Raw genomic sequence first — 25,050 nt, 5'->3', positions numbered from 1 at the left:
AAATTAAGACAAAAGACAATAATCTACGCCAAACTTTTACATATTGTGAAATATTTACACTAAACTTGGATAAGACAGAAGGGATTAATTTATCATGAAGCATTCTTTTTTAACAAAAGGTAAAATCCTTTTATTCCTTACACTCATCTTTATTGCCGGATGTGCCGCCAACACCACCCAGCAATCATCGGCCACTTCTTCGCCAAAAAAGAGAAAACAATTAGAACTAATAAAACAAATAGAACAAAAAGAACATAAAGAACACCTATTAGCAAAGGCTAAAGCCTCAGCCCAACAATATGATTATCAAAAAGCTATAACACTATTAAAAAAATCAAGTATTTTAAAAGATGAAGACATTCAAAATGCAATAGATACATACGAAAAACAAAAGAAAAACCTTGTGACATGGCCAGACAATAGCAAGATTCCTCATTTATTTTTTCACTCATTAATAGTTGACCCTTCCAAAGCATTTGACGGGGATGACATGGACCAAGGTTATCAAGACTACATGGTAACCATCGATGAATTTAAAAATATTTTAAATCAATTATACGAGAAAGGATTTGTCCTAGTGAGTATCCAGGATATTGCAAAACTTAACAAAAATGGGAAAATGGTTTATCAAAATATTAAATTGCCATCAAATAAAAAACCATTGGTATTGTCGCAGGATGATGTTAGCTATTATGAATACATGAAAAATGACGGATTTGCCAAGAACTTAACCCTTGATGCTAATGGAAATCTTACAAATACCTACATAAATAGAAAAGGGAAAGTCGTTCAAGGAGCATACGATTTAGTTCCTATCTTGGATCATTTTGTTGACAAACATCCAGATTTTTCTTATAAGGGAGCAAGAGGAATTATTTCGTTAACGGGGTATAACGGAGTACTTGGATATCGAACGTCGGAGAGTGAATATGGCCCAAATAGTGATAAACCAAATCCAAATATCAAAAAGGATCGGCAGCAAGCGAAAAAAGTAGCCGATGCTATGAAACAAGAAGGATGGGAATTTGCCTCTCATACTTGGGGACACCTAAATGCAGAAAAAGTATCCCTAGATCTTTTAAAAAAAGATACCTCTAAATGGAAACAAGAGGTGGAGCCGATTGTCGGACCCACGGAAACCATTATTTTCGCTTTTGGCAGTGATATTGGAGACTGGAGGCAATATTCTAATAATAAATATCATTATTTGAAAAGCCAGGGCTTTGATTACTATGCCAACGTTGACGCATCAAAAATTACCTGGTCTCAATTAGGTCTAAATTACTTCCGACAATCCCGTATTAATGTGGATGGCTTAAGGATGCGTGGAGCATTGACCGGAGAAAACGAGGTATTAGAACATTTTTTTAATGTCAAACTTGTTTTTGATTCCTCACGACCAAATGCTAAAACATTAATTCATTAAGGTCTCACTGTAGGCATAGGCAAGAATTTATTCTTATTTGAACCATTCACAAAAAACAATTGTCGTAACGATTAAAAAGAATACAAAGAAAATTTAAAGCCATTCTTGTATAGAATGGCTATTTATTTAATAATCAAAAGGTCTAAATTTGACCACAATGTTTGTTTTTGTTGTACAATCGCGCCAGTTTGTTTTTAGATTTAGTGTATATAATTAAGAATATGTATATATATGTATGTTGAAAAATTTATAACCATAAAACTAACTATATTTTCAACAAATAAGTTAACATATATAATATCATATATTTGTATTACATTAATATTGATATATGTATATAATAGGTGAACGATTTTCCAATTTTATAAAAATATCATTATATAACTACTTAATTTCAATAAGGAGATGTCAGAAGTTCATTTGCCATGAACAAAAAACGGTTTACCATTTGGGTAATTTTTAAGCGAGTTTTAATGACTAAACTTAAAATAGTAGTTCCTTTTCTTAACGTTTTTATGAATTTTCAATTAAATCCACCCTTTTCCTTTTCATTCCACGACCTATATTCATATAAAATTCTTCCCCTTTTGTTTCATGCCGTCCACAAAGCATTAAGGCTACGACTTTTTTCAGAATTTAACATTTTAAAATTTAAAACTAGGTCCAAAGAATATCGAACTTCTTTTAGGCGGCAGCACTACGGACTGATCAGAAAGGAAAAAGCACCCTTTCTGTCATTCCGTACATGTCGCTTCGGCATTAAATGGACCGATAACCACGGACTGTACGGCTCGCACCTACATTCCGTAGGTTCCTGTTCCATTTACGGCTAACGCCGCCATACCGAACGAGCTGAAAACCAAAATCAAAAGATTGAAAGAATAAAAGAATAAAGAACAAATGGAGAGCAGCCGTAATGGCTGCTTTTATTGTTGATTTTTCCCTTTTGCCTTCCGAATCGTAAAACAGCGCAAACTTTCTAACCTTCCAGCCGGTAGGACACCCGAACCTTTCCGGCTAGAAACTAAGAAAGCGAGTCAATCGGTCAAGGGGCAAAAAACTTTTTTGCTTAAAGACACTGTCGCAACAGCAAAAAACTTTTTGTGCTAAGAACGCCCTTGACCCGTTGCCTATGCGTGTTTTTCGTTCTACTTGCAAAAGGGGAAAAATCATCCCCTTTTGGGGACGTTATTCGCCTCTCAAGGCAAAAGAAAAATGGAAAAACGAAAAACAAGAAGGAAAGGGAGTTTAGAGAAATGGAATTCATGTCAATCTTTGAAGTTGTGCGAATCAAGCAGGAAATTAAGGAGTCGCAGGAACCGTTTGTAAAATATTCTATCCGTTCACCTGAAGATGCTCATCAATTAGCGGCCTCTTACATTGCAGATGAAGACAGGGAAGTACTCCTTGTGTTAATGCTTAATACGAAAAATCAGGTAGTGGGGTTACATAGAGCTCATATTGGGAGTTTAAATGCCAGTATTGTTCATCCTAGAGAGGTGATGAAATGCGCTATTCTCAATAATGCTGCCTCTATTATTGTCAGCCATCAACATCCAAGCGGAGACCCCACCCCGAGTAGGGAGGATATAGATATAACTAAACGTCTTGCAGAAGCGGGTAAAATTCTAGGTATTGAAGTTCTTGACCATGTTATTGTTACTCATACCGGGAACCATGTAAGTTTAAGGGAAAAAGGACATCTATAAAAATACTAATTATCAGGAGGAGTAAGATTTCAGATTTCATAAAGATATGAAAGTAGAAACAATTGAAATGGGAGACTTTATTATTAGAAAAATGAACCAGCATCGGATGGATCACCACCAATGTTGGTTCACGAATAGATAAAAAACAGATGTTTTTTCTTGATTATAGAACGCAGGCATCGAGCCTGCTTGACGGTTGCTGATGCAACTTTTTGCAGGATGACTCAGAGTAGAAAGGAAACCATTTGCTGAAGCAAATGGTCATTACCATAGTTAAGTATGCAACGGGTGAGAATAGACCCAAGTGAATAATCTTCACTTGGGTGGTGCTTTAAGTCGCGATAGAGATCTTGTTCATTAAAATATAAGAATATTTTTGTGAATTCTTACAGAAATAAAATAACCTTGGTACGTGTGGAATGGATATGTTAAATTGAATTAATAAAATAAAGTTTCGATTAGATTATAAATTTACTTAATATTGTAAGGGTTTACGTTTTTTTGTGAGGGGGGCTGATATGTTTTTTTCCTTACGGAATCGTTTATTTATCGTATTTACTTGTTTATTAACCATACCATTAATCATACTTTCTATTATTATCCCAAGCTGGTTTACTTCCATAATTGAAGAACAGACTCAGGAGTTAACTGTGGAGGCAATGGACCAATATTCGCTTTTTATTGACTCGATCACCACACAAGCGAAAGATCTAGGGAAACAGGTACTTGTGAACCAGACGACACAAAAATGGCTAAAACAGGAAAGTGAAAATGCAAATATACCTGAGGTACAGAGATTGTTACAGAAGAATCAATTAAAAATGCTGTTATCTTCAATGATGGTTAACAATTCAAATGGAATGTCTATTTCAGTTGTTCTTAATGATGGTACGAGTACTTGGGGGAATATTCCTAATTTAAATCAAGTGGATTGGTATAAGGACTTTACTCAAAATAAGCAGCAATTTATTAGGTCACATATTGATTCATTTCAGCCAACTCAAGGTAATATTAATAGCTATATTTTGCCCCTCTTTGATATGAATACATTTGTTCCATATGGGATTATAAAGGTGAATTTTCCATCGGATTTGCTTAAAACACCTTTAAATAAAACCAAGATTGGCAGAAACGGCCATGCCTATTTGATCAATCAAAATGGAGAGAGTATATTGCCGGGAAAGATACGTACACCTAAGAAGGTCTTAAAACAAACCCTAGTCAAAATAAATAATGATAAAAATCAAAAGGGATTAATTGAAACGAATAATAATGGAGAAAAATACTTAGTTTTTTATAAAAAGTTAGGAGTGGGCGATTGGATTTTAATTAGTGAAGTGACTAAATCGGAATTGTTCGCCAAAGTTACACATTTACAAAGGAACCTGCTATTAACAAGTGCCATCGTGTTTTTAATAACGATTCTAGCATCATACATGATTTCTTCCAATATTGTTAGTCCATTGGGTAAACTGGCAAAAGCAATGAGATATATAGAAAGTGGTGATTTTTCCGGCGCTAAACGCTTTATGCCGACTATAAAATCAGCTAAAAACGAAGTTGGTTACCTTATAACGGTATTCAATCAGACGATTGATCGGTTAAAAAACTTGATTGAAACCGAATATGAAGCCAATTTACGCCGGAAAGATGCCGAATACAAAGCTCTATTGCTGCAAATTAATCCTCACTTTTTAAATAATACGCTTGAAATTATTGGCGGTTTAGCTATGCAAGAGAAAAATAAACAAGTGATGGATGTTAGCATTCACTTAGGTAAGATGATGAGATATTCTCTAAATACCCAAAGTGACGTAGTGAATTTGGGAGAAGAGTTAAAATATATCCGAAGTTACACTGAAATATTAAAGGTTAGATATGAAGATGCAATTACCATTGATATTGAAGAGGATATAGGGACAAGAAATCTTCCCATTATTAAATTTGTTTTGCAGCCGCTCGTAGAAAATGCTGTGAAATATAGTTTTATAGAAAAGACATCAGCAGAAATTTTTATCAAAACCAAACAAAGTAATCATTTGGTATTTATTGTTATTGAGGATAAGGGCATCGGAATGTCTGAGGAATTGATTTCGGATCTGATGAGTATGGAAACGAAAAATGACATCAAAAATGTACTTATGAGTAAAGGAAGCAGCATCGGCCTTAGAAATGTCATCGGTCGTTTGAAACTTTACTATGGTTCAAATTTCACTTACAGCATTGAATCTGAAAGGAATTCAGGAACACGGATTACGTTATGTATGAATGTTGATCGGGGTGAAGGACATGATGAAGGTGATCATAACGGATGACGAGGTACAAATTCGTAAAGGTTTACGAATGAAGGTGAATTGGGAAGAAGAAGGGTTTCAAATAGCAGGGGAGGCATCCAATGGGGTGGAAGCACTTGAATTGCTCCGTTCTTTGGATATCGATGTAGTTATTACGGATATGAGAATGCCGATTATGGATGGGATTGAATTTGCAAAACGCTGTCAACTGGAATTTCCAAACGTAAAAGTGGTTGTTTTATCTGGTTATTCGGATTTTGAATATGTAAGAGGATCGATGAAGGAAGGGGTAAAAGATTACCTGTTAAAACCAGTTGCCCCGGATGAATTAATAGAGATACTAACTAAGATTCGTAAAGAAATAGAGGTAGAGAAGAGGAATCAAGCCGAATCAGCTCGATTGCAAAGGCTTGTACATTCCCAGCTCCAGGAAGTCCAGGAGCAATTTCTGCTTTATTTAGTAAAAGAGGAATGGCTGGAGTTAGGCATGGTAACAGAGAGATTGCGTCAATTACGGTTGGAAGAACTTGTGAATGAAAATACAGAAGTACAATTTGTTACGGTTGAAATTAGAGAGAATACAGGTAATCCGAATAGATTAAAGGAACTTTGGCTCACCTTTCAGATGGTTTGTAAGGAAATTGCGAAGGGACATTTCAGAACGTATTCTTTTTATGACCCCAGTTATGCAAATATGATTCACTTTATATTACTTCTTGATTCAGAAAAGGAAAATAGTCCTGTAAGTTTAGTAAAAAAATTACAAAGGTCTGTAAAAGAACTTTTGAATTTGGAAACTGTTATTGGAATTGGTAATGTAACCAGTGGAATTGCAAATTATAAGACAGGTTATATTTCTAGTTTACTAGCTTGGAGTCAGAGTCAACTTGGTTCACAATCACAGGTGATGGATGGGTCGAATGTAAAAAAGGAAGTATTTGAATTTTCACCTGATATGGAAAGAAAGTTAACAAATGGAATTGAAAGTGTTAATTATGATGCGTTTAAAGAAAATATTCACATTTTATTAGGCGGAGACCGGAATCTCTCGATTATGTCCTTTACATTTGCAGCTAATCGCGTGTTATTTTTGTTAGGATCGCTCGCAAAAAAATATAATATTGAAACAATCGATTTTCAAAATTTAATGTGGAAGTGCCAGCAAAGTATTTGGGAGCTCAATTCGCATAATAAAGTGATTGAGTATCTCCTACAATTAGCAAAGCTAATTATAGAAAAGGTGCAAATGGCCCGCTTTTCTAATGGAAAACTAATTGTTGCTAGTGTTCAGCAATATTTGGACCAGCATTATGCAAGTGAAATTTCCCTTTCCTTGTTATCAGAACTTTTCCATATCAATAGTGCTCATTTATCTGAAACATTTAAAAATACGGTTGGACAGAATTTTAGTGATTATCTTGTTCAATTAAGATTAGAGAAAGCCAGGGATTTCCTGAAAGATAGACAGCTTAAAATCATTGATGTAGCGAACTTAGCAGGCTTTTCAAACTCAGGCTATTTTAGTACCGTCTTTAAAAAATATTTTGGACAAACACCTGTGGAATTCAGGAATTCAATAGATTCATAAGTTTTATTTTTAAAAGCAGGAAGATGAGGGTATGTAAATGAAAAAGTGGATATTTTTGATTATTTTTGCCTTCATACTTATAGGCAGTTTCCTGTATGCGCTATCTTTTTTGGATACATTCTCAAAAAGTAAAGCTGGACATGGTAAAAAAACAAATAAAACGAATCAAATCCATCTGACCTTCTGGCGTAATAACGGAAACGCAGCGGAAAATAAAGCATATGAAGAATTAGTTTCTTCTTTTGAAGCAGTCAATCCTAATATAAAAGTTCATATGAGGTCATTCCCATATGGTGATTATGAAGTAAGGCTGAGAACCGAGCTAGCTACTGGAAACCCTCCCGATATTATGACGATTGACAGTCCAACCTTGGCCCTTTATGCCAATACAGGTTCATTATTATCAATCGATTCCTATATGAGAAAAGAGGGAAAGATTGAAGACATCCCCGAATCGACATTAAAAGGAATGAGTTTTCAGAATAAAATTTACTTGGCCCCAATTGTTGAATCCAGTATAGCCCTATTTTATAATAAGCACCTTTTTAAGAATGCAGGTATCCCATTTCCTTCTGGAGACCCCAATGAACCAATGACATGGGAGGAAGTGCTAAAGATTGCCAAAAAACTTACCAAACCAAAAAAGGGAGTGTATGGAATTGATCCCGCACAAGGGTTTAATGATGGCGAGTCTCCTGCCTATTTTAAAATGCCGCTTTTATGGCAGTTTGGGGCGGATGTTTTAAGTCCAGATGGATCAACCGCAAGTGGATATTTGGATTCAAAAGAGGCATTAAAGGCATTGCAATTTTACCAGGATTTATACCAGAAAGATAAAGTTGCAGCTTATGAATTGCCACCAGACCCATTTGTATCGGGTAAAGTTGCGATGACTGTCCTTGGCTCTTGGACATTAGCAGAACTGGAGAATAATGATTCTACATTTAAGTTAGGGAGAGATGTAGGAGTTGCCCCATTGCCTAGGGAAAGGTTTCAGGTCGTTCCAAATGGAGGATGGGCACTCGGGATCTCCTCCAAGACAAAATATTCAAAAGAAGCATGGGAGTTTATCAAGTATGTTACGAGTTATGAAGGGATCAAAACATATGTGAAAGAAACTGGTGACATACCTGCCAGATACTCTGTAGCTAAAGATTTTCCTGAATTTAATCAATATCCTAAAAATATTTTCTTACAGCAAGCACAAAAATTTTCAAAAAATCGCCCTATTACTCCCGCATATCCTGTAATCAGTGACGCAATAAAGACCTTATTTGAAGAAGTTGGTCTTGGTGGATATGATGTAGGAGTTGCTGCAAAGGAAGCAGTGGAGAAAATTAACATAGGTTTAAAACAAATACAGAAGCCATAAAAATGAAATCCTCTAGTTAAAGACTAGGGGATTTTTTTATCCTTAAAAATAGCTTCACTATGGCCGCATGCATATCAAGCTTGTTGTATAAAGGGTGAAAACGATTTCAAATGCCGAAAATATTAAATGCTCCAAACCAAAAAAATTGAAATATTCTTTTCAGTCTCTTTGTTAAAGTAAAGCCAGAAGAAATAAATCAAGAGAGGAGGAAGCATTGTGGAACAGGTATACGAAAAATTAGAGAAGCGTCCAAACGAAGTTAGGAAAGCAAAAGTAGGAAGTAAGATGTCGAAAAACTTAAAGTATATAAAGAACAATTATCAATTATACCTTCTTGTTCTTCCCGCATTGATCCTACTTATTATTTTTAAATACGTACCGATGTACGGTGCCATTATTGCATTCAAGGATTTTAATCCATTGCAAGGAATTATGGGAAGCCCGTGGATTGGGTTTAAGAATTTTGAGAAGTTTATGAGCACTCCCGATTTTATGAATCTATTAAAGAACACTTTAAAATTGAGTGCATTTGGATTAATTTTTGGCTTTCCAGTACCGATTATTCTAGCACTTATGATGCATCGAATTAAAAGAGTAGCAATTAAGAAAAATATCCAATTGATATTATATGCACCAAATTTTATCTCAGTGGTAGTTGTCGTCGGTATCGTGTTTATCTTTCTATCTCCCGTTGGACCAATTAACCGTTTAATCACTTTTTTTGGTGGAGAGAGCATCTCCTTCATGACAGAACCTGGTTATTTCAGGACCCTTTATATTATTAGTGATATTTGGCAATTTTCTGGATGGGCCTCTGTTGTTTACTTAGCTGCGCTTTCCAATGTAAGCCAAGACCTCATTGATGCAGCGAAAATAGACGGAGCGAATATTTTACAGCAAATATTTCATATTGATTTGCCAACCATTAAACCGATTATGGTGATTCAATTTATTTTAGCTGCCGGGAATATCATGAGCATTGGTTTTGAAAAAGCCTATTTATTGCAAACCTCGATGAACCTTCCTGCATCTGAAATATTGCCAACCTATGTATATAAAATTGGCTTGCAAATGGGGGATTATGGTTACTCAACAGCAATAGGACTCTTCAACGCATTGATCAATGTAATCTTACTGATCAGTGTGAACCAAATAGTAAAACGGTTAAACGAAGGAGAAGGTATATAAATCTAATGGATGGAGGTGAATAAAATGTTCAAGCATCAAACGAGGGTTGATAAAGTAATCCTAACGACAAACGGAATCATTTTGACATTTGTTGTGCTTGCTATTTTAATCCCATTAATTTATGTCATTATGGCATCGTTTACAGACCCAGCTACATTATTAAACAGTGGAATCACTCTTAATCCAGCTAAATGGACACTTCAGGGATATTCACGATTGTTTAAAGATGGATCAATATTAATCGGCTTTAGGAATTCGCTCTTTTATTCAACAGCTTTTTCTATTATTTCAGTTACGATCACGTTGTTCGCTGCTTATCCATTATCGAGGAAGGATTTTGTTGGCAGAAAAGTGATTATGACCCTCTTTATCATTACGATGTTTTTTGGTGGGGGATTAATTCCAACATATCTTCTAGTAAAAAACCTAAATATGCTAGACACTATTTGGGCCATTTTATTACCAGGTGCTGTAAATGTATGGAACATCATTTTAGCAAGAGCTTATTTTCAAGGAGTTCCTAATGAATTACGGGAAGCAGCAATGGTGGACGGAACATCTGAAATCCAGTTTTTCTTTAAAATTTTACTTCCATTAAGTAAACCTATCATAGCCGTATTAGTATTATACCAATTTGTGGCACAATGGAATTCGTATTTTGATGCTATGATCTACCTGAAAAGTGATAACTTGCAGCCCTTACAGATTGTCCTTCGTTCAATCCTAGTTCAAATGCAACCTAGACCAGGAATGATCCAAGACGCTCAAAATACAGCACAGTTACAGCAAATAGCTGAAATGGTCAAGTACTCTTGTATTGTAATTTCCAGTTTGCCACTAATTATCATCTATCCATTCTTCCAAAAGTACTTTGAAAAGGGAGTAATGGTGGGGTCAATTAAGGGATAAAAAATGAACAAAAACAACTAAAGGGGGTTAAGGGAAAATGAAGAAAAAGAGAAAAATGAGGTTTTTAGTAACAGCAGCACTCCTTACAAGTTTACTAGCTTCAGGTTGTACGAATTCCGCCAGTTCGGGGAATAAGGCAGAAGGGGATAATTCATCTCCAAAATATGAACTGAAAGCTATGAAATTTCCATTAGACAAAAAGGTAACTTTAAAATTCTTAACACAAAGCTCGCCAATTGCACCAAAGGACCCAAATGATAAATTAATCTGGCAAAGGGTAGAAAAAGATACAAATGTTCATATCGATTGGACGAATTATCCTTGGGAGCAATTTGCGGATAAACGGAATTTAGAACTTGCAAGTGGAGATTTGCCGGATGCAGTTTTTCATGCTGGCTTAAGTGATAATGATATCTTGAGATATGCAAAACAAGGAGTTATTGTTCCGGTTGAAGATCTAATAGATAAATATATGCCTAATTTAAAGAAAGTCCTGGATGCCCGTCCGGAATATAGAAAATTAATTACTGCGTCTGATGGGCACATTTATTCCTTCCCATGGATTGAGGAGCTTGGAAAAGGAAAAGAGGCGATTCAAGCGTTAGATGACATTCCATGGATTAATAAGAAATGGCTAGATGAGTTAGGATTAAAGATGCCGACAACCACCGAGGAATTAGAAAAGGTGTTAATTGCTTTTAAAGAAAAGAAACCAGAGGGAAGAACAGACATCATTCCTATGTCATTCATGATCAACCATGGCGGGGAAGATCCAGCAATGCTCTTAGGTGCCTTTGGGTTAGGGGATAACTCGGATCATTATGTGGTATCAGAAGATAAGAAAGTTGTATATACAGCCAATCAAGAGGGATATAAAAAAGGAATTGAATGGCTTCACCAGCTGCAACAGGAAGGCTTAATCGATAAGGAGGCCTTTACACAAGATTGGAATACGTATGTAGCAAAAGGGAAGAACGGACGCTATGGACTATACTTTACTTGGGACCGAGCCAATATTTCTGGAAATAATGAAGATTACGTTCCACTGCCTCCATTAAAAGGACCAGACGGACGAATTTATGTAGCACGGACAAATGGGTATGGTTTTGATAGAGGTAGAATGGTCATTACGAGTGCAAATAAGAATCTTGAACTAACAGCTAAGTGGATTGATAAAGCTTATGAACCGATTCAATCTGTACAAAATAACTGGGGAACTTATGGAGATAAAAAACAGCAAAACATTTTTGAGCTAACTGGTAATGGTTCACTAAAACATTTACCACTTGGAAACACCTCTCCTTGGGATTTAAGGCAGAAGACCAATGTTGATGGACCTTTGGCTGTCTTGGATGATTACTATGGAAAAGTAACGACAATGCCAGATGATGCTGCTTGGAGATTAAATGTTTTGCATAAAATATATGTTCCATATATGAAAGCTACCTATAACTATCCTCCGATTTTCTTAAATAAAGAGGAACAAGATCAATTAACACAACTCGATTCAGTGATTAAACCATTTGTTGAAAGAAAGAAAGCGGAATGGATCCTAAAAGGTGGAATTGATAAACAATGGGATGCTTACTTAAAACAATTAGACAAAAGCGGGTTGCCTAAATTCCTTGATATTAAACAAAAAGCATTAGATAAATATAATGCCGGAGAATAGGTTAGGAATCTCGTAAAAATGAATTGATACTATTTAAGCCGAAACAGAATTTCGTTTCTGATCGGCTTATTTTTCTAAAAAAATAAGATTTGTATTTAAAAGGAGAACCGAATCAAATGAATCAAATTAATGTGAAAGAAAAGTTTCGTCCGCAGTTTCACTTTTCACCGGAATCGAATTGGATGAATGATCCAAATGGAATGGTCTATTATGCCGGAGAGTACCATCTGTTTTATCAGCACCATCCTTATGGTACGACATGGGGCCCGATGCATTGGGGACATGCTGTAAGCAAGGATTTAATTCATTGGGATCATCTTCCCATCGCCTTGGCACCTGATGAGCATGGAGATATATTTTCCGGTTGCGTAGTGGTCGATTGGAAAGATTCAACAGGATTTTTTAATGGTGCCTCTGGTCTTGTAGCGATTTTTACGCATGCTGATCAATATCCGGAATCGGGCCGTCCAAGACAGAGACAAAGTCTTGCATACAGTACTGATCATGGACGTACTTGGATTAAATATGAAGGAAATCCCGTATTAGTAGAGGACTCCATAACTGATTTTCGTGATCCGAAAGTATTTTGGCATGAAGAAACGAATAGATGGGTTATGATTCTTGCTGCGGGGAACCATATTCGGTTTTATACCTCACATAACCTAATGTCTTGGGAGTTTACAAGTGAATTTGGTGCAGAGTCTGGTTCACATGCTGGTGTCTGGGAGTGTCCTGACATTTTTAAATTACCAGTTGATGGAGATTTAAATTCAAACAAGTGGGTTATGATTGTTAGTATTGGCAATGATTCCGCTTATGTCGAGGGTTCTAGAACTCAGTACTTTATTGGTCAATTTGATGGTGTCTCGTTTACCAATGAGAACTCAGATGAAACAGTACTCTGGCTAGACCACGGAAGAGATAATTATGCCGGCGTTACATGGTCAGATATCTTAAAAGAAGATGGACGGCGGATTTTTATTGGTTGGATGAGTAATTGGAAATATGCAAATGAAACTCCAACCATTGATTGGAGAAGTGCTATGACACTTCCTAGGGAATTAACATTAAAAGAAACATCTGATGGAGTAAGATTGGTTCAAACTCCAGTGGCTGAGTTTGAGTCAATTCGTGGAGAAAAACAATCCTGGGATAATATTACCTTCGAGCCAGAGGAAAATATATTGGCTGATGTTTCAGGTGATCAGGTAGATATTATCGCTGAATTCGAGTTTCAATCCGCAACAGAATTTGGTTTTAAAATTAGAAAATCGGCTGATGAAGAAACCACTATCGGTTATGATGCTATAAAGAATTTTTTATTTATTGATCGTAATCGATCTGGGGTTTCGAATTTTAACAAATATTTTCCTTGTAAACATGGTGCCTCACTATTAAAAAGTGATAATCGAATAAAAATGCGAATTTTAGTGGACCGTTCTTCTGTGGAGGTATTTGCAAACGACGGGGAAGTGGTTCTGACGGATTTAATCTTCCCTCATCCAGAGAGTAATGGATTGGAGATTTATACAAAAGGTGGAAGTGTAAACCTAGTATCCTTATCTATTTATCAACTAAGTTCAATTTATCATGTGTAGCCTTTTAGGGATGCCTGTACTATTATTCAATTTTGCAAGAATAACAGGAAATCCCTAATTTTGTTTTGTTAATGCGTTTTGTTAAATCAATTTTATTCTGGAAACGAGGTCAATGGATGAAACCAAATTTAATAAAATGGAATTCTGTAATTTTGTCAATTGTACTGGTTACTTCCTCATTGGGAATGGTTTTTGTTCATCCGGCGAAAGGCAATGCAGCTGAATCAAATGAAATGGGGGAGGGGTCGACCATTTTTAAAAATGTAGCCAAAGCAAATACGAATCTAACAGACTGGCAAATTAGAGGGAAAGGCACCTTAGAAGATACTGAACAAGGACTGTTGCTTACTTCAGAACCAAAAGAGAATGTAATGGCAATATCAGGTGTTACATCTGAAAATTTTATATATGAAGCAGATGTAAAAATTATAGACAAAAATGCGGATGCCACCTTAGTATTCCGTTCTAATAAAGATGGATGGGACTCCTACTTGCTGCAAATCGTTCCAAATGCGGGAATCATTCGTCTTCGTGATGCACGCGATGAAAGGGAATTAAAAGAGGAACGCCAAGTTAAGGTACAAGAAGGTGGAATCTATCATCTAAAGGTGAAAGTGGTAAACGATAATATCAAAGTTTATTGGGAGAATAAGTATGCTCCGATTATTGATGTTAAGAATTCTACATACAAGAAGGGCTTTCTTGGTCTTAATGTATGGGATGGTGCAGCATTATTTCAAAATGTAAAAGTTAGCGAACTTTCAACAAATCTTGGCCCATCCCTATATAAGGAAGGAAGATGGGAACCAGCGATCAAAGGTTTGAAGGGAATTGCTATTGATGGTGTGAAAGCGAAACAAGTTTTCAATAAGAGTGCCAGTGACTTTGTACTAGAAGGAAATGTTTCTTTTGATCAAGATTCATCGGAAGCCGCACTTTTATTTCGTACAAATGATCAAGGAACAACAGGTTACCAGGCTGCACTTATTAAAGAAGGGAGTACTGTCAAAGCACAATTGAAGAAGGCGGATGGTACAGTTCTCAAAACATCCGAACGCTCCTATAAAACCCAAGAAGGTACCAAACATCATCTTGAAATTATAACAAACGGCAATCAAATCGAACTTTATGTTGACGGGTATTCTGAGGCAGCTATAAAAGTGGCGGATAGGAGTTACAGTACTGGATTTGCAGGATTTACTGTAACATCCGGTTCTGCTTACTTCCAGGATATTTATCTTGTTCCAGCATCGAACTATTATAATGAAAAATATAGACCCGATTATCATTATACTCCAGCTCGAGGCTCTGTCAGTGATCCGAATGGGTTAGTATACTTTGAAGGCGAATATCATTTGTTCCATCAAGATGGCGGGACTTGGGCACATGCAGTAAGTAATGATATGGTACATTGGAAACGCCTCCCAATAGCTTTGCCATGGAATGATAACGGACATGTATGGTCAGGATCTGCTGTAGCAGATACCAATAATGCTTCTGGATTATTCAATAATTCCGGTGGTAAAGGGCTGATTGCGTACTACACTTCCTTTAATCCCGATAAACCAAATGGTAATCAGCGTATTGGTCTAGCCTACAGTACTGATCAGGGGCGTACTTGGGAGTATTCAACCGAGCATCCAATTGTTATTGAGAACCCGGGCAAGAATGGAGAAGATCCTGGAGGCTGGGACTTCCGTGATCCTAAAGTTGTCCGAGATGATGCGAACAATCGATGGGTCATGGTTGTATCTGGAGGGGATCATATCCGCTTCTTTACTTCCACTAACCTAATTGATTGGAAGCTCACAGATAATTTTGGTTATGGAAATTATGTTCGTGGCGGTGTATGGGAATGCCCTGACCTCTTTGAACTTCAGGTAGACGGTACAAAAGAGAAAAAATGGGTTCTAATGATAAGTACAGGGGCAAATCCAAAGACGCAAGGATCCGATGCGGAATATTTTATTGGTGATTTAACTTCTGAGGGTAAATACATTAATGACAATCCTGCGGGTAAAGTGCTGAAAACGGATTACGGAAAGGAGTTTTATGCGTCTACCTCCTTCTCCAATATGCCGAATAACCGCGTGTGATGATGGCATGGATGACCAACTGGGATTATCCATTCGCTTTCCCAACAACGGGCTGGAAGGGTGAATTGACGATTCCAAGAGAAGTAAGATTGGTGAAAACAGATGATGGGATAAAACTTGCACAAACCCCAATTAAGGAGCTTCAAACAATTCGTAGTACCATTTTCCAGACCGAGAACAAGGTTGTAAATCCGTCGAATTCTTCAAACTTGTTGAAAGGAATCTCTTCAGGAGCCTTTGATATTGAAGCTGAAATTGAAATTCCTTCTTCCTCCAATGAATTAACAGAATTTGGTTTACAAGTTCGTGAAGGGACTGACCAAAAAACAGTTGTTGGATACAAACCAGCAGATAATCAAATATTTGTCGATCGTGCTATGTCAGGAGAGACTGATTTCTCAAGTCTTTTTTCCACTCTGCATGAAGCTCCTTTAAAACCGGATAATAAACGGATCAAAATGAATATATTTGTTGATGATTCGTCCATTGAAGTATTTGCAAATGATGGAAAAGTTGTTTTATCTGATGTGATTTTTCCTGATCCTTCAAGGCGTAGTATGAACTTCTACACAAAGGGAGGAGAAGTGAAGGTTATTTCATTAAAAGTACATTCACTAGAAAATATTTGGAATCAAAAAGCAGATGAAGAAACAAGTATTGTAATGGATACAAATCAAAGAGAGATGAATATTGGTGATAATCTATATCTGTTTGCTTCCGTAGAGAACGGAAAAGGAAAGGGAACGCAGCCAATTAAATGGACATCTAGTGATTCGAATGTGGTGAAGGTTGACTCGTCTAAAAACTCCAAAGCAGTAATAAAGGCGGTAAGTAAAGGAGAATCGGTAATTACAGCCTCTACACCAGATGGTAAGGCTTCTACAAGTGTAGTTGTAAGAGTGTATGATGGTGAATTCTTTACAAATCTGACTGGATGGAAACCAGATCTTTCTGCCTCCCAATGGATTATTACAGAAAATGGAATCCGTGGTACGTATATAAGTGATGCAAACTATATCGCCAAGGAAACTGCAGGAAATTTTACTTACGAAGCAGAGATGACGCTGGGGAAAAATGGAGGAGCAGGTTCCATTCTGTTCCGGGCAAGTGAAGACGGTAGAAATGGCTACTACTTCAATCTTGACCCAAATATGAAGGCTTTTCGTCTTTTTTACAAGATTGACGGTGGTTTTGAAGACCGGATGGTAATAGCGAAAGTCCCTGCTTTTATTCAACCTGGAAGGACATATAAGGTGAAAATTGAAGCGAAAGGACCTCACATCCAGATTTATGTGGATGATCAGAAAATCATCGATTTACAGGATGGAACCTTTGCAGAAGGCCATTTTGGTTTAAATGTATTTGGAGGTCAAACAACCTATCAAAATGTGAATGTTAGCAATCTGTCAGAAGCTAAATTAACTGTTACTAGCTTTACGAATCCATCAACTGGCAAAGCGATTTATACTGCTATGTCTCAAAACGGTGAGCCCGTGACTGTAGCTGATACAGAAAATGCGACAAAATGGATCTTAATTCCAACTGGTGATGAGTATGGTACATATTCTATACGTACCGAGGGCGGCAAAGCGCTTGATCTGGATACAGGGCAAAATAAAATTCAACTGTACACCTACCTTGGTTATAATAATCAGCGCTGGATAATTACAAAAAATGATAATGGAACTGTAAGAATCACATCTGTGCATAACGGAAAGGCACTTGAAATATCAAAAGAGGGAAATTTGAAACTAAATGATGTGAATCCGGATTCAGAACGTCAGCAGTGGACACTTTCGTCAGATTTATAAAGGAAAAAACTGAGTAAAGGCAGGTTTAACGAAATGGATACAAAATCATCGATTATTTGTATTGGAGAATTACTAATCGATTTTTTCTGCACCGATGTGGATATGGATTTAATCGAAGGTCAAAAATTTGAAAAACAGGCAGGTGGAGCTCCTGCTAATGTTTGTGCAACGATTGTGAAATTGGGGGGCAGTGCTTCTTTCAGTGGTAAAGTTGGCAATGATCCGTTTGGACACTTTTTAAAAAAAACATTAGATAAAGTAAAAGTCGATACCTCCCTTCTTGCGATGGATGATGAACATCCTACAACCATAGCTTTCGTTTCGTTAAAGGCAAATGGTGAAAGGGATTTTGTTTTTAACCGTGGAGCAGATGCTTATTTGACGGTGAACGATCTTGATCAAAAAAGAATAAAAGAATCCACTATTATCCATTTTGGTTCAGCCACTGCTCTATTAGGTGATCCTTTTCGAGTAACCTATTTACAAGTGATGCAAGAAACTAAGGCTGATGGTAAATTTATTTCATTTGATCCTAACTTTAGACAAGACCTTTGGAAGGGAAGAAAAGGAGAGTTTATAGACCTAGTGAAAAAGGGAATCGCAATTGCTGATTTTGTCAAAGTCAGTGAGGAGGAATTAAAGATTATCTCCGGGACAACCAATTTAACGGATGGAACCTTATTTCTTCATCAATTGGGAGCAAAAGCAGTAGCGGTGACGTTAGGGAATAAAGGAACATTGATCTCTAATGGCCAACATATGGAAACGGTTCCTAGTATTTTGGTTGAATCAATTGATTCTACAGGTGCCGGGGATGCATTCGTAGGCGCAATGCTTTTCCAGTTAGTGAAAGAAGGAGATCCAAAAAGAGTATTGGATGACTTCGTACAACTAACAAAAATCATATCCTTCAGTAATAAAGTGGGTGCGATGGTCTGCACCAAGGTAGGGGCGATTTCGGCATTACCGACCCTGGAAGAGGTTGTCCATTTTAAAGAAATGCAAATTTAATGGTCTTTAGATTTGTAAATCATAACTTTTAAAGGAGGGTGGGTTCTATGAAACTAGGTTATATCGGTTGTGGGATTATATCCATTTCCCATCTTGAAGGCTTGGAAGTATTAAAGAAAGATGGGAGAGAAACATATAAATTAACAGCAGTTTGGGACATTCAGTAGTAAAGGGCTGAAGAGTTTGCTTCCGAGGTAGAAAAAAGATTAGGTAAACTGATGTATAACAAATTAGCAGATGATGCCGTATCATACACGTGGTTTATTTCATCAATAATTAATACCTTTTATACTTGGAAAAACAAAGAAACGAGGCTATAGGCATGTTGGGAGCTATGCTTCCTAATTTCTAAAGAGCCTGATACAAATAAAAAATCCATCCTCTAAAGAGACTTGAAACAACCTCTAAGGATGGTTTTTTCTTTATCTACAAAGACTTCTACTTTAATAAAAAATCCCCCAATAATTCCCTCGGAGACTTTCTCCGAGGAGAAAAGGTATTTATCGACTGAATGGGCACAGCAAAACCCGGAAAGTGGTTTCCAAAATACCTACGGCGATATCTCTTTAAAACTACGATTCCTTTTGGCAAGCTTTGAGTGTTGTTACGTATCAACATCTATTCGTTCGCCATGTCAAAGTCTCAAAACCAAGTGCGGAGCAAGGGTATTAGGAATACCGACTACGCTGGCGGTAAATTTATCTTTTCTCGTGAAGGTGCAGATAAATTAATGCAGGAAATTGAAGAATCATTAAAACTAGCGAAATCATAAAAAACTCCACCCCTGGCGGTTGGAGTTTTTTAGATGTTTGAATTATACGTATACCGTACAAATTAGGTTCCTTGGTCGTAAGAGAGGAAATAAGTCTAAGGAAGCTTTCGTGTTCTAGTGGAATCAACGATTGGAAAAATACAGGAGGTTGAAAAGTACCTATTCCTATCGGGTTTGTCTTTTCTTACTCCCTTTTTTAAATTAAAATAATTGTGACGATAAACAGGAAGAAGGAAACAAGATGTTTTTCCTAAATATCATGTTTAGCTTAATTTTAAGCGTAAGCGGCGGCATTTTACTTCAAAAACATGGATATGTTTGGGGAGGTTCATTGCTAACAGTTGGGATACTTTTCCTCATCTATACGATTATCTATTATTCTAGAAAAAACAAAAGAATTGATTTGAGAAATAAAAAAAGAATAGAAAAAAAGATAATGATTGGAGTATTTTTATTGATTGTATCGATTGCGTCGATGGAGACATGATAAATTGTGGACACGGACATGACTGCGGAGGGTTCGATTGTGGTACGTGAACTTTTCTACGACATCATAACGCTTCAGTTTGTCCCATGCCATCGAAGAAAGGACCGGACCATTTGCATTAACGGAAAATACTTACCCATTTGCAGTCGCTGCATGTCCATTCTGCTTGGTTATTTGTTCCTTATCCCTTTATTATTATTTCATATTCATGTAGCGTTTTGGTTAGGAATGGTACTGAATATACCTATGGTTGTCGATGGATACACACAATGGAAAAGATGGCGTACAAGCAACAATACACTTCGGGTGATAACAGGTTTATCCACTGGGATCGGTCAAAGCATGATCATTATTTTTCTTTCATTCCTTTTGATTCATTTATTAACAAAAGCATAAAAGTATAGTTTTACAAAAACAATCTTTAGTAAATTACAGAGTGTTAATTTCATGTGAAAAATTGGTAATTCCTTAATCTTAACTGCGCCTCAAAGGCGTTTTTTTGTGGAGATGCCAACTTGAGAGTCCCAAAAAGCTAGGTCGATCAGAGGTTCCTCGAAGTTGTTCTTCTGTAAGTGGTAGTTTTTTATTAATTTAGTGTGCATCAGGTAATTTTTATTGAAAAAATCCCTCAAATTCTAGGTTATCTTTGCTCATTCGATTTCACCGTGATGAATGGCTATAATTAAATAGTACAGAAATTTGATGAATTAGTGCTCGAAAGGACTCCCTTTCGAGCACTTTTTCTTCTTCGCCGTTTTAACACTTCACTTCCTTCCTCCATCTAGATAGCCGTAATATGATACGATCTTCTGATGTGGTTAAGCTATTAGTATTCCAATCCACCTTAAGGACGATTGTTTAGAAGGATTTAATGAATAGGGTCGAAATTTCGAATTTTTATTTTTAAAATATTTAGTAATTAAATATGAGCGGTTCTAGTTAGAGCGTACGGAGAAGGGTTAATCCTTCTCCTTTTTTTGTGGAGAAAATCAATCGATATGAATGACTTAGCATGCCTTAAGAGGGGGCATTTTTAAAAAAAGAAAAATGATGAAGATTCTTTTATTGGCGGCAGCACGACAGCTTGTAAAAAAGCAAAAAACGCTTTTTAACAAGCTGTAACGTGTCGCTGTGGCACTAAATGGATCGATAACCACGGACTGTACAGCTAACGCCTACATTCCGTAGGTTCCTGATCCATTTGCCTAACGGCCGTACCCCACGAGCCGAGAATCGTAAAAGCCATAACCAAAAGGAAAATTCCCGGTTTACTCCGGGAATCGTGTCGCTTTGCTCCTAATGATTTAATTTGCCCTTTTGCCTTCCGAATCGTAAAACAGCGCAATCCTTCTAAACTTCCAACCGGTAGGACACCCGAACCTTTCCGGCTGGAAGCTAAGAAGGCTAGTCAATCAGTCAAGGGGCAAAAAACTTTTTTGAATAAAAACGCTACGCAACATCAAAAAACTTTTTGTGCTAATCCCTTGACCAATTGCCTATGCATGTTTTTCGTTCTCCATGCCAAAAGGGAAAAATTAATCCCCTTTTGGGAACTAATCTGTTTCGGAAGACAAAGAAGCAAATCAAAAGGAGGAGAAACCAAATGAAAAAAAGCATTTACGAGATTGTAACAGAGCAGGTCATTGAGCAATTGGAAAAAGGAGTGGTGCCGTGGCGTAAGCCGTGGATCAATGGAGGAGCGGTCAACTGGAAGACACAGCGTCCATACAGAGGAATTAATACTTTTCTTTTAGAAGCTGGTGAATATGCGACATTTAAGCAAATCCAGGATGCTGGCGGAAAGGTAAAAAAAGGAGAGAAATCACATATCGTAGTTTTCTGGAAGTGGATTGAAAAAGAAAATGAAGAAAGTCGAGATATCGAAAAAATACCTTACCTTCGGTATTACCGTGTATTTGAAATCAACAACCAAGTGGAAGGGCTTGAAAGCAAAAAGAAAGAAACAACTTTTGACCATGATCCAATTGAGAAAGCAGAAGAAATTTTTAAAGAATACAACAATTCACCAGATTATACCTTCTATTCAGGAAGAGCCGTTTATTATCCAACCGTTGATAAAATCAACTGCCCGCCATTAAAGGATTTTCCGAAAGCTGAAGAATTTTACAGCACATTATTTCATGAAATGATTCACAGTACAGGTCATAAAAGACGATTAGCGCGTCTAGGAGTGACAACGCAAAATGTAGCGTTTGGCGATGAGGTTTATTCGAAAGAAGAGTTGGTGGCAGAAATGGGTGCAGCCATGCTTTGCGGAATAGCTGGAATTGATAACAATACTCTCGAGAATAGCGCTAGTTATATCCAATCATGGCTTCCCTCGTTAAAAGAAGATAGTCGGCTGGTTGTCCAAGCAGCTGCACAAGCACAAAAAGCAGCAGATTATATTTTGGGTATAGAGGAAATTGAGGAAGGCTAAAGAACTGTAATATATAAACTCAAAAGCTCAAAGGACCGGTCGCCTTCCTCTTAAGGAAAGGAGACCATAAATAGATTCATACGATTATAGGGAGGTACATGATATGAAAGACTATGAGGTAATTACTTGTCCATATTGTGGGAGTGAATTGGTTGAGCAGGTAGAACAATATTATTGTGAATTTTGTCTCATGCGTTTAGATTTGAATCAAGTACAACGCAATCATGAAAGAATTTCTGTTCGAATAAGAGATTTTTGCTAGAAGTTTATCTGGACAAAACTACACCTGAGCTTATGAGACTTTCAACTTTTGAGTTACTAAGTTTGCTAAAGTACGCCAGAGCTGAAAGAGTATCTCTTTATCATTATTTAAATGTGTTCTATAAAGCTCGAAAGCTCGGTCAAACAGAGGAATATAAAGAAAACGAGGAAGAAAGCGGGAAAGAATACGAAAAAATCACTCGGAAAATGTTTGTTCTCGAAAATATTCTTCGTCAGCGGTTGGGATATGTTCCCCATCGCATCACAGATGACTATTTGGCAAGGTATTTGGAGGAAATGAAGAAAGGCAAGCATAAACCTATGATTATACGTCAAAAAAGAAGAGATGAAGTCAAAAGTGGCAGTTGAATTTCTAACTCTTTAAAGTAGTTAGCAGGAAAAATAACTTTTTTTTATAACGAAATTAGAGGAATCAATAAACTTGCAATCAAAAAAGAAATATTAAATATTGGGAATTGTATTAAAAGAACTAAATAAAATGTGTACTCTAAAAGGGAAGTTTTCCCGGATGTTTTGATGATAGATGTTCCTCAAAAATTTGTTTAAAAAGTTTAGGCAGCGTATGGTAACCGAAGGTCTTCGTGAGCTTCGCCGTCACCCCAACCCCATCATTACATTTACTTATATATTTTTTCTTCGAAGTCAGGAATATCGGACGCCATGTTAGATCTGCAAATGCAAATTAGACATCGAATTGGGGTACGAGTTGAGTGTTTATTCACTGTTAAATCACAAAACTATAATTTCATATGCAAAACAGCCATTAGCAATATAAATGGCTGCTTTTTCAATTTATATTTGAATTGGATTTTTTCTTCCTATTTCGAAGGAATGCGATAAGTAGTAAGATGCTTGGAATGATAATTTGAAAAGGGAAATCTAAATAGACTGGTTCAAATTTAAGTCCTTCTTTATTAAACTCAGCATACGTTGATGCAATGGATATAGATGCAAACAAAACAATCATTCCAATTGGAAACACGAGATTTCCCAGTTTTTTATACTGAAATAAATCCGCTGTACCTGCTACTGCAACATAAAAATACAGTAATATTTTAAAAAATCCGCCAATGATTAGGTAGAGCATAAAAAGAACATCCAGCCGCTCAATAAAATTTGCTAGTTCAATTCTTGAAACGGTTGTTAACAACGGAAAGGTTGTGCGGGTATAAAGCTCGGGACCAATGGTTGACATCGTAATAATCACGGTAATGGTAATATTAAGCCCGCTTAAAATCATTCCGCCCATACAAGCAAATTTTATTTTCTTCGATGCATTTACAAGTGGGTATATCATCGTGAAAACAATTATTTCTCCAAACGGAAATACAAGTGTTTCGTGGAAAAACGTTTTGAATACGGGTTTCCAGCCATTTTCAAGAATAGGCTTAAGAAATTCAAAATGGATTAACCCGGAAAAAATAATTAGCAGAAATCCTATTAGGGCCATAAAATATACAATGCCAAAATAAATCTGTCCCACTCTTGCGATTACTTCTAAACCTTTATGAATGCCATAGATGATGGTCAGAACCATCAATGTATTGATGACAAATAACGGCGTATTTGTATAAACAGTCGTTACCAAAAGTTCCCCAAAATCTCGTAAAACTCTTGCGGTAAGATAGATAAAATAAGTGATATAGAATAACGCGATGATTTGGCCCGGCCATTTTCCTGCAATTTTTTTTATATAGCTAGTTAGAATTAATTCTGGATAAAAAAGAAACAAACGATAGTGTATAAAGAAGACGATCAAACCACCTGCTAACCCTAATAAAATGGTAATCCATGCATCTTGTTTTGCATTTGCTCCTAGACCAAAGAGGATTGAACTACCCATTTCAAATAAAAATACTAGTACGAAAAGCTGGGATGCGCTTATTTTAATCTTTTCCATTTACTATATTTCCCCTTTGCATAGGGTTATTTTTGCTTCTCCAAAGTACTTTTTTTCTTTAGTGTACTAATTGTTTCTTGGGCATCCTCTGAATTTCTTTTCAACCAAATGATCAATTTTTTAACAACAGCAACATTTATCAAATCGATAGGAATAAAATACTCTCTTCATTTGCAACTTTTTCGTTTCTCTTTAACAAATGAATAAAATTAAAAACAATCTCCGCCTAATTTAGAAGGTATCTCAAATATTTTCCCTAATATTGGGTAGAGTGTCAAATATCCACCAAATTATTCAAGTCGCATAGAGTATAAACGTTTTAACGTTACAATCCATGTTGAACTCGATTTATTAGTAAAAGAGAATGGTTCTGCTCGCAATTGTGAAATCCTAATGAAGAGAAAGCCATGGGAAGAAGGAAAGGGGGAAATTGTTATTGATGAAGAATGAAATACTATTGCAAAGGTTGGAGTTTGTGCAAAAAAAGAACAGAGC

Annotated in this window: 15 protein-coding genes and 1 pseudogene; 15 read left to right on the top strand and 1 reads right to left on the bottom strand. The window is 36.6% G+C overall.

The window, feature by feature from the left end:
• Nucleotides 1-94: 94 nt before the first annotated feature.
• From RCG21_RS21665 to RCG21_RS21595, 15 genes and pseudogenes are all read left to right on the top strand, one after another.
• Nucleotides 95-1,426 (top strand): polysaccharide deacetylase family protein, encoded by a 1,332-nt coding sequence (locus tag RCG21_RS21665; RefSeq protein WP_308913762.1) that lies wholly within the window; start codon nt 95-97, stop codon nt 1,424-1,426.
• A gap of 1,256 nt (nt 1,427-2,682) precedes the next feature.
• Entirely contained in the window at nt 2,683-3,135 is a 453-nt protein-coding gene (locus RCG21_RS21660; RefSeq protein WP_198311368.1) for a JAB domain-containing protein, read from the top strand.
• 518 nt (nt 3,136-3,653) lie between these two features.
• On the top strand, nt 3,654-5,450 hold the full coding sequence (locus tag RCG21_RS21655) for a sensor histidine kinase (RefSeq protein ID WP_133339769.1): 1,797 nt from the start codon (nt 3,654-3,656) through the stop codon (nt 5,448-5,450).
• Nucleotides 5,425-7,017, top strand: coding sequence for a response regulator transcription factor (locus tag RCG21_RS21650; protein WP_308913761.1), 1,593 nt, complete (start codon nt 5,425-5,427; stop codon nt 7,015-7,017). Before RCG21_RS21655 ends, RCG21_RS21650 begins: the two co-directional genes overlap by 26 nt.
• 37 nt (nt 7,018-7,054) lie before the next feature.
• Entirely contained in the window at nt 7,055-8,389 is a 1,335-nt protein-coding gene (locus RCG21_RS21645; RefSeq protein ID WP_133339768.1) for an ABC transporter substrate-binding protein, read from the top strand.
• 285 nt (nt 8,390-8,674) lie between these two features.
• Nucleotides 8,675-9,577: an ABC transporter permease gene (locus tag RCG21_RS21640; protein WP_133339817.1), complete on the top strand. Its 903-nt coding sequence runs from the start codon at nt 8,675-8,677 to the stop codon at nt 9,575-9,577.
• 24 nt (nt 9,578-9,601) lie between these two features.
• A complete protein-coding gene (locus RCG21_RS21635) occupies nt 9,602-10,486 on the top strand; it encodes a carbohydrate ABC transporter permease (RefSeq protein WP_208025435.1) in 885 nt (294 codons plus the stop codon).
• A gap of 37 nt (nt 10,487-10,523) precedes the next feature.
• Nucleotides 10,524-12,158 carry an ABC transporter substrate-binding protein gene (locus tag RCG21_RS21630; protein WP_133339764.1) on the top strand — a complete coding sequence of 545 codons (1,635 nt, stop codon included), beginning with the start codon at nt 10,524-10,526 and terminating at the stop codon, nt 12,156-12,158.
• 116 nt (nt 12,159-12,274) lie between these two features.
• Nucleotides 12,275-13,756 carry a glycoside hydrolase family 32 protein gene (locus tag RCG21_RS21625; protein WP_308913760.1) on the top strand — a complete coding sequence of 494 codons (1,482 nt, stop codon included), beginning with the start codon at nt 12,275-12,277 and terminating at the stop codon, nt 13,754-13,756.
• A gap of 233 nt (nt 13,757-13,989) precedes the next feature.
• Nucleotides 13,990-17,663 (top strand): annotated as a pseudogene (locus tag RCG21_RS21620) (GH32 C-terminal domain-containing protein).
• Nucleotides 17,664-17,696: 33 nt separating this feature from the next.
• On the top strand, nt 17,697-18,674 hold the full coding sequence (locus RCG21_RS21615; protein ID WP_308913759.1) for a carbohydrate kinase family protein: 978 nt from the start codon (nt 17,697-17,699) through the stop codon (nt 18,672-18,674).
• A gap of 1,013 nt (nt 18,675-19,687) precedes the next feature.
• The gene (locus RCG21_RS21610; RefSeq protein ID WP_308913758.1) at nt 19,688-19,933 is read left to right on the top strand and encodes a hypothetical protein; all 246 of its coding nucleotides are present in this window, start codon (nt 19,688-19,690) and stop codon (nt 19,931-19,933) included.
• A 6-nt stretch (nt 19,934-19,939) separates the two neighbouring features.
• Nucleotides 19,940-20,329, top strand: coding sequence for a DUF2085 domain-containing protein (locus RCG21_RS21605; RefSeq protein ID WP_308913757.1), 390 nt, complete (start codon nt 19,940-19,942; stop codon nt 20,327-20,329).
• Nucleotides 20,330-21,536: 1,207 nt separating this feature from the next.
• Nucleotides 21,537-22,373 carry an ArdC family protein gene (locus RCG21_RS21600; protein ID WP_308913756.1) on the top strand — a complete coding sequence of 279 codons (837 nt, stop codon included), beginning with the start codon at nt 21,537-21,539 and terminating at the stop codon, nt 22,371-22,373.
• Nucleotides 22,374-22,697: 324 nt separating this feature from the next.
• Nucleotides 22,698-23,003 carry a hypothetical protein gene (locus RCG21_RS21595; protein ID WP_133338760.1) on the top strand — a complete coding sequence of 102 codons (306 nt, stop codon included), beginning with the start codon at nt 22,698-22,700 and terminating at the stop codon, nt 23,001-23,003.
• Between the two features lie 439 nt (nt 23,004-23,442).
• Here the strand turns inward: RCG21_RS21595 and RCG21_RS21590 are convergent, their stop codons facing one another.
• Nucleotides 23,443-24,555 carry a GerAB/ArcD/ProY family transporter gene (locus RCG21_RS21590; RefSeq protein WP_133338762.1) on the bottom strand — a complete coding sequence of 371 codons (1,113 nt, stop codon included), beginning with the start codon at nt 24,553-24,555 and terminating at the stop codon, nt 23,443-23,445.
• Between the last annotated feature and the right edge of the window lie 495 nt (nt 24,556-25,050).

Origin of the sequence: Bacillus salipaludis (assembly GCF_030938565.1) — a bacterium.
Classification (GTDB): Bacteria; Bacillota; Bacilli; order Bacillales; family Cytobacillaceae; genus Neobacillus; species Neobacillus salipaludis_A.
The sequence above is the reverse complement of the archived record's forward strand: the minus strand, read 5'-3'. Positions and strand labels throughout refer to the sequence as shown.

Excerpts from the sequence above, each read along its gene's own strand:
- RCG21_RS21640 (WP_133339817.1), top strand. The coding sequence starts at position 8,675 with ATGTCGAAAAACTTAAAGTATATAAAGAACAATTATCAATTATACCTT.
- RCG21_RS21615 (WP_308913759.1), top strand. The coding sequence starts at position 17,697 with ATGGATACAAAATCATCGATTATTTGTATTGGAGAATTACTAATCGAT.
- RCG21_RS21665 (WP_308913762.1), top strand. The coding sequence starts at position 95 with ATGAAGCATTCTTTTTTAACAAAAGGTAAAATCCTTTTATTCCTTACA.
- RCG21_RS21645 (WP_133339768.1), top strand. The coding sequence starts at position 7,055 with ATGAAAAAGTGGATATTTTTGATTATTTTTGCCTTCATACTTATAGGC.
- RCG21_RS21590 (WP_133338762.1), bottom strand. The coding sequence starts at position 24,555 with ATGGAAAAGATTAAAATAAGCGCATCCCAGCTTTTCGTACTAGTATTT.
- RCG21_RS21635 (WP_208025435.1), top strand. The coding sequence starts at position 9,602 with ATGTTCAAGCATCAAACGAGGGTTGATAAAGTAATCCTAACGACAAAC.
- RCG21_RS21600 (WP_308913756.1), top strand. The coding sequence starts at position 21,537 with ATGAAAAAAAGCATTTACGAGATTGTAACAGAGCAGGTCATTGAGCAA.
- RCG21_RS21660 (WP_198311368.1), top strand. The coding sequence starts at position 2,683 with ATGGAATTCATGTCAATCTTTGAAGTTGTGCGAATCAAGCAGGAAATT.
- RCG21_RS21630 (WP_133339764.1), top strand. The coding sequence starts at position 10,524 with ATGAAGAAAAAGAGAAAAATGAGGTTTTTAGTAACAGCAGCACTCCTT.
- RCG21_RS21625 (WP_308913760.1), top strand. The coding sequence starts at position 12,275 with ATGAATCAAATTAATGTGAAAGAAAAGTTTCGTCCGCAGTTTCACTTT.
- RCG21_RS21655 (WP_133339769.1), top strand. The coding sequence starts at position 3,654 with ATGTTTTTTTCCTTACGGAATCGTTTATTTATCGTATTTACTTGTTTA.
- RCG21_RS21650 (WP_308913761.1), top strand. The coding sequence starts at position 5,425 with ATGATGAAGGTGATCATAACGGATGACGAGGTACAAATTCGTAAAGGT.
- RCG21_RS21610 (WP_308913758.1), top strand. The coding sequence starts at position 19,688 with ATGTTTTTCCTAAATATCATGTTTAGCTTAATTTTAAGCGTAAGCGGC.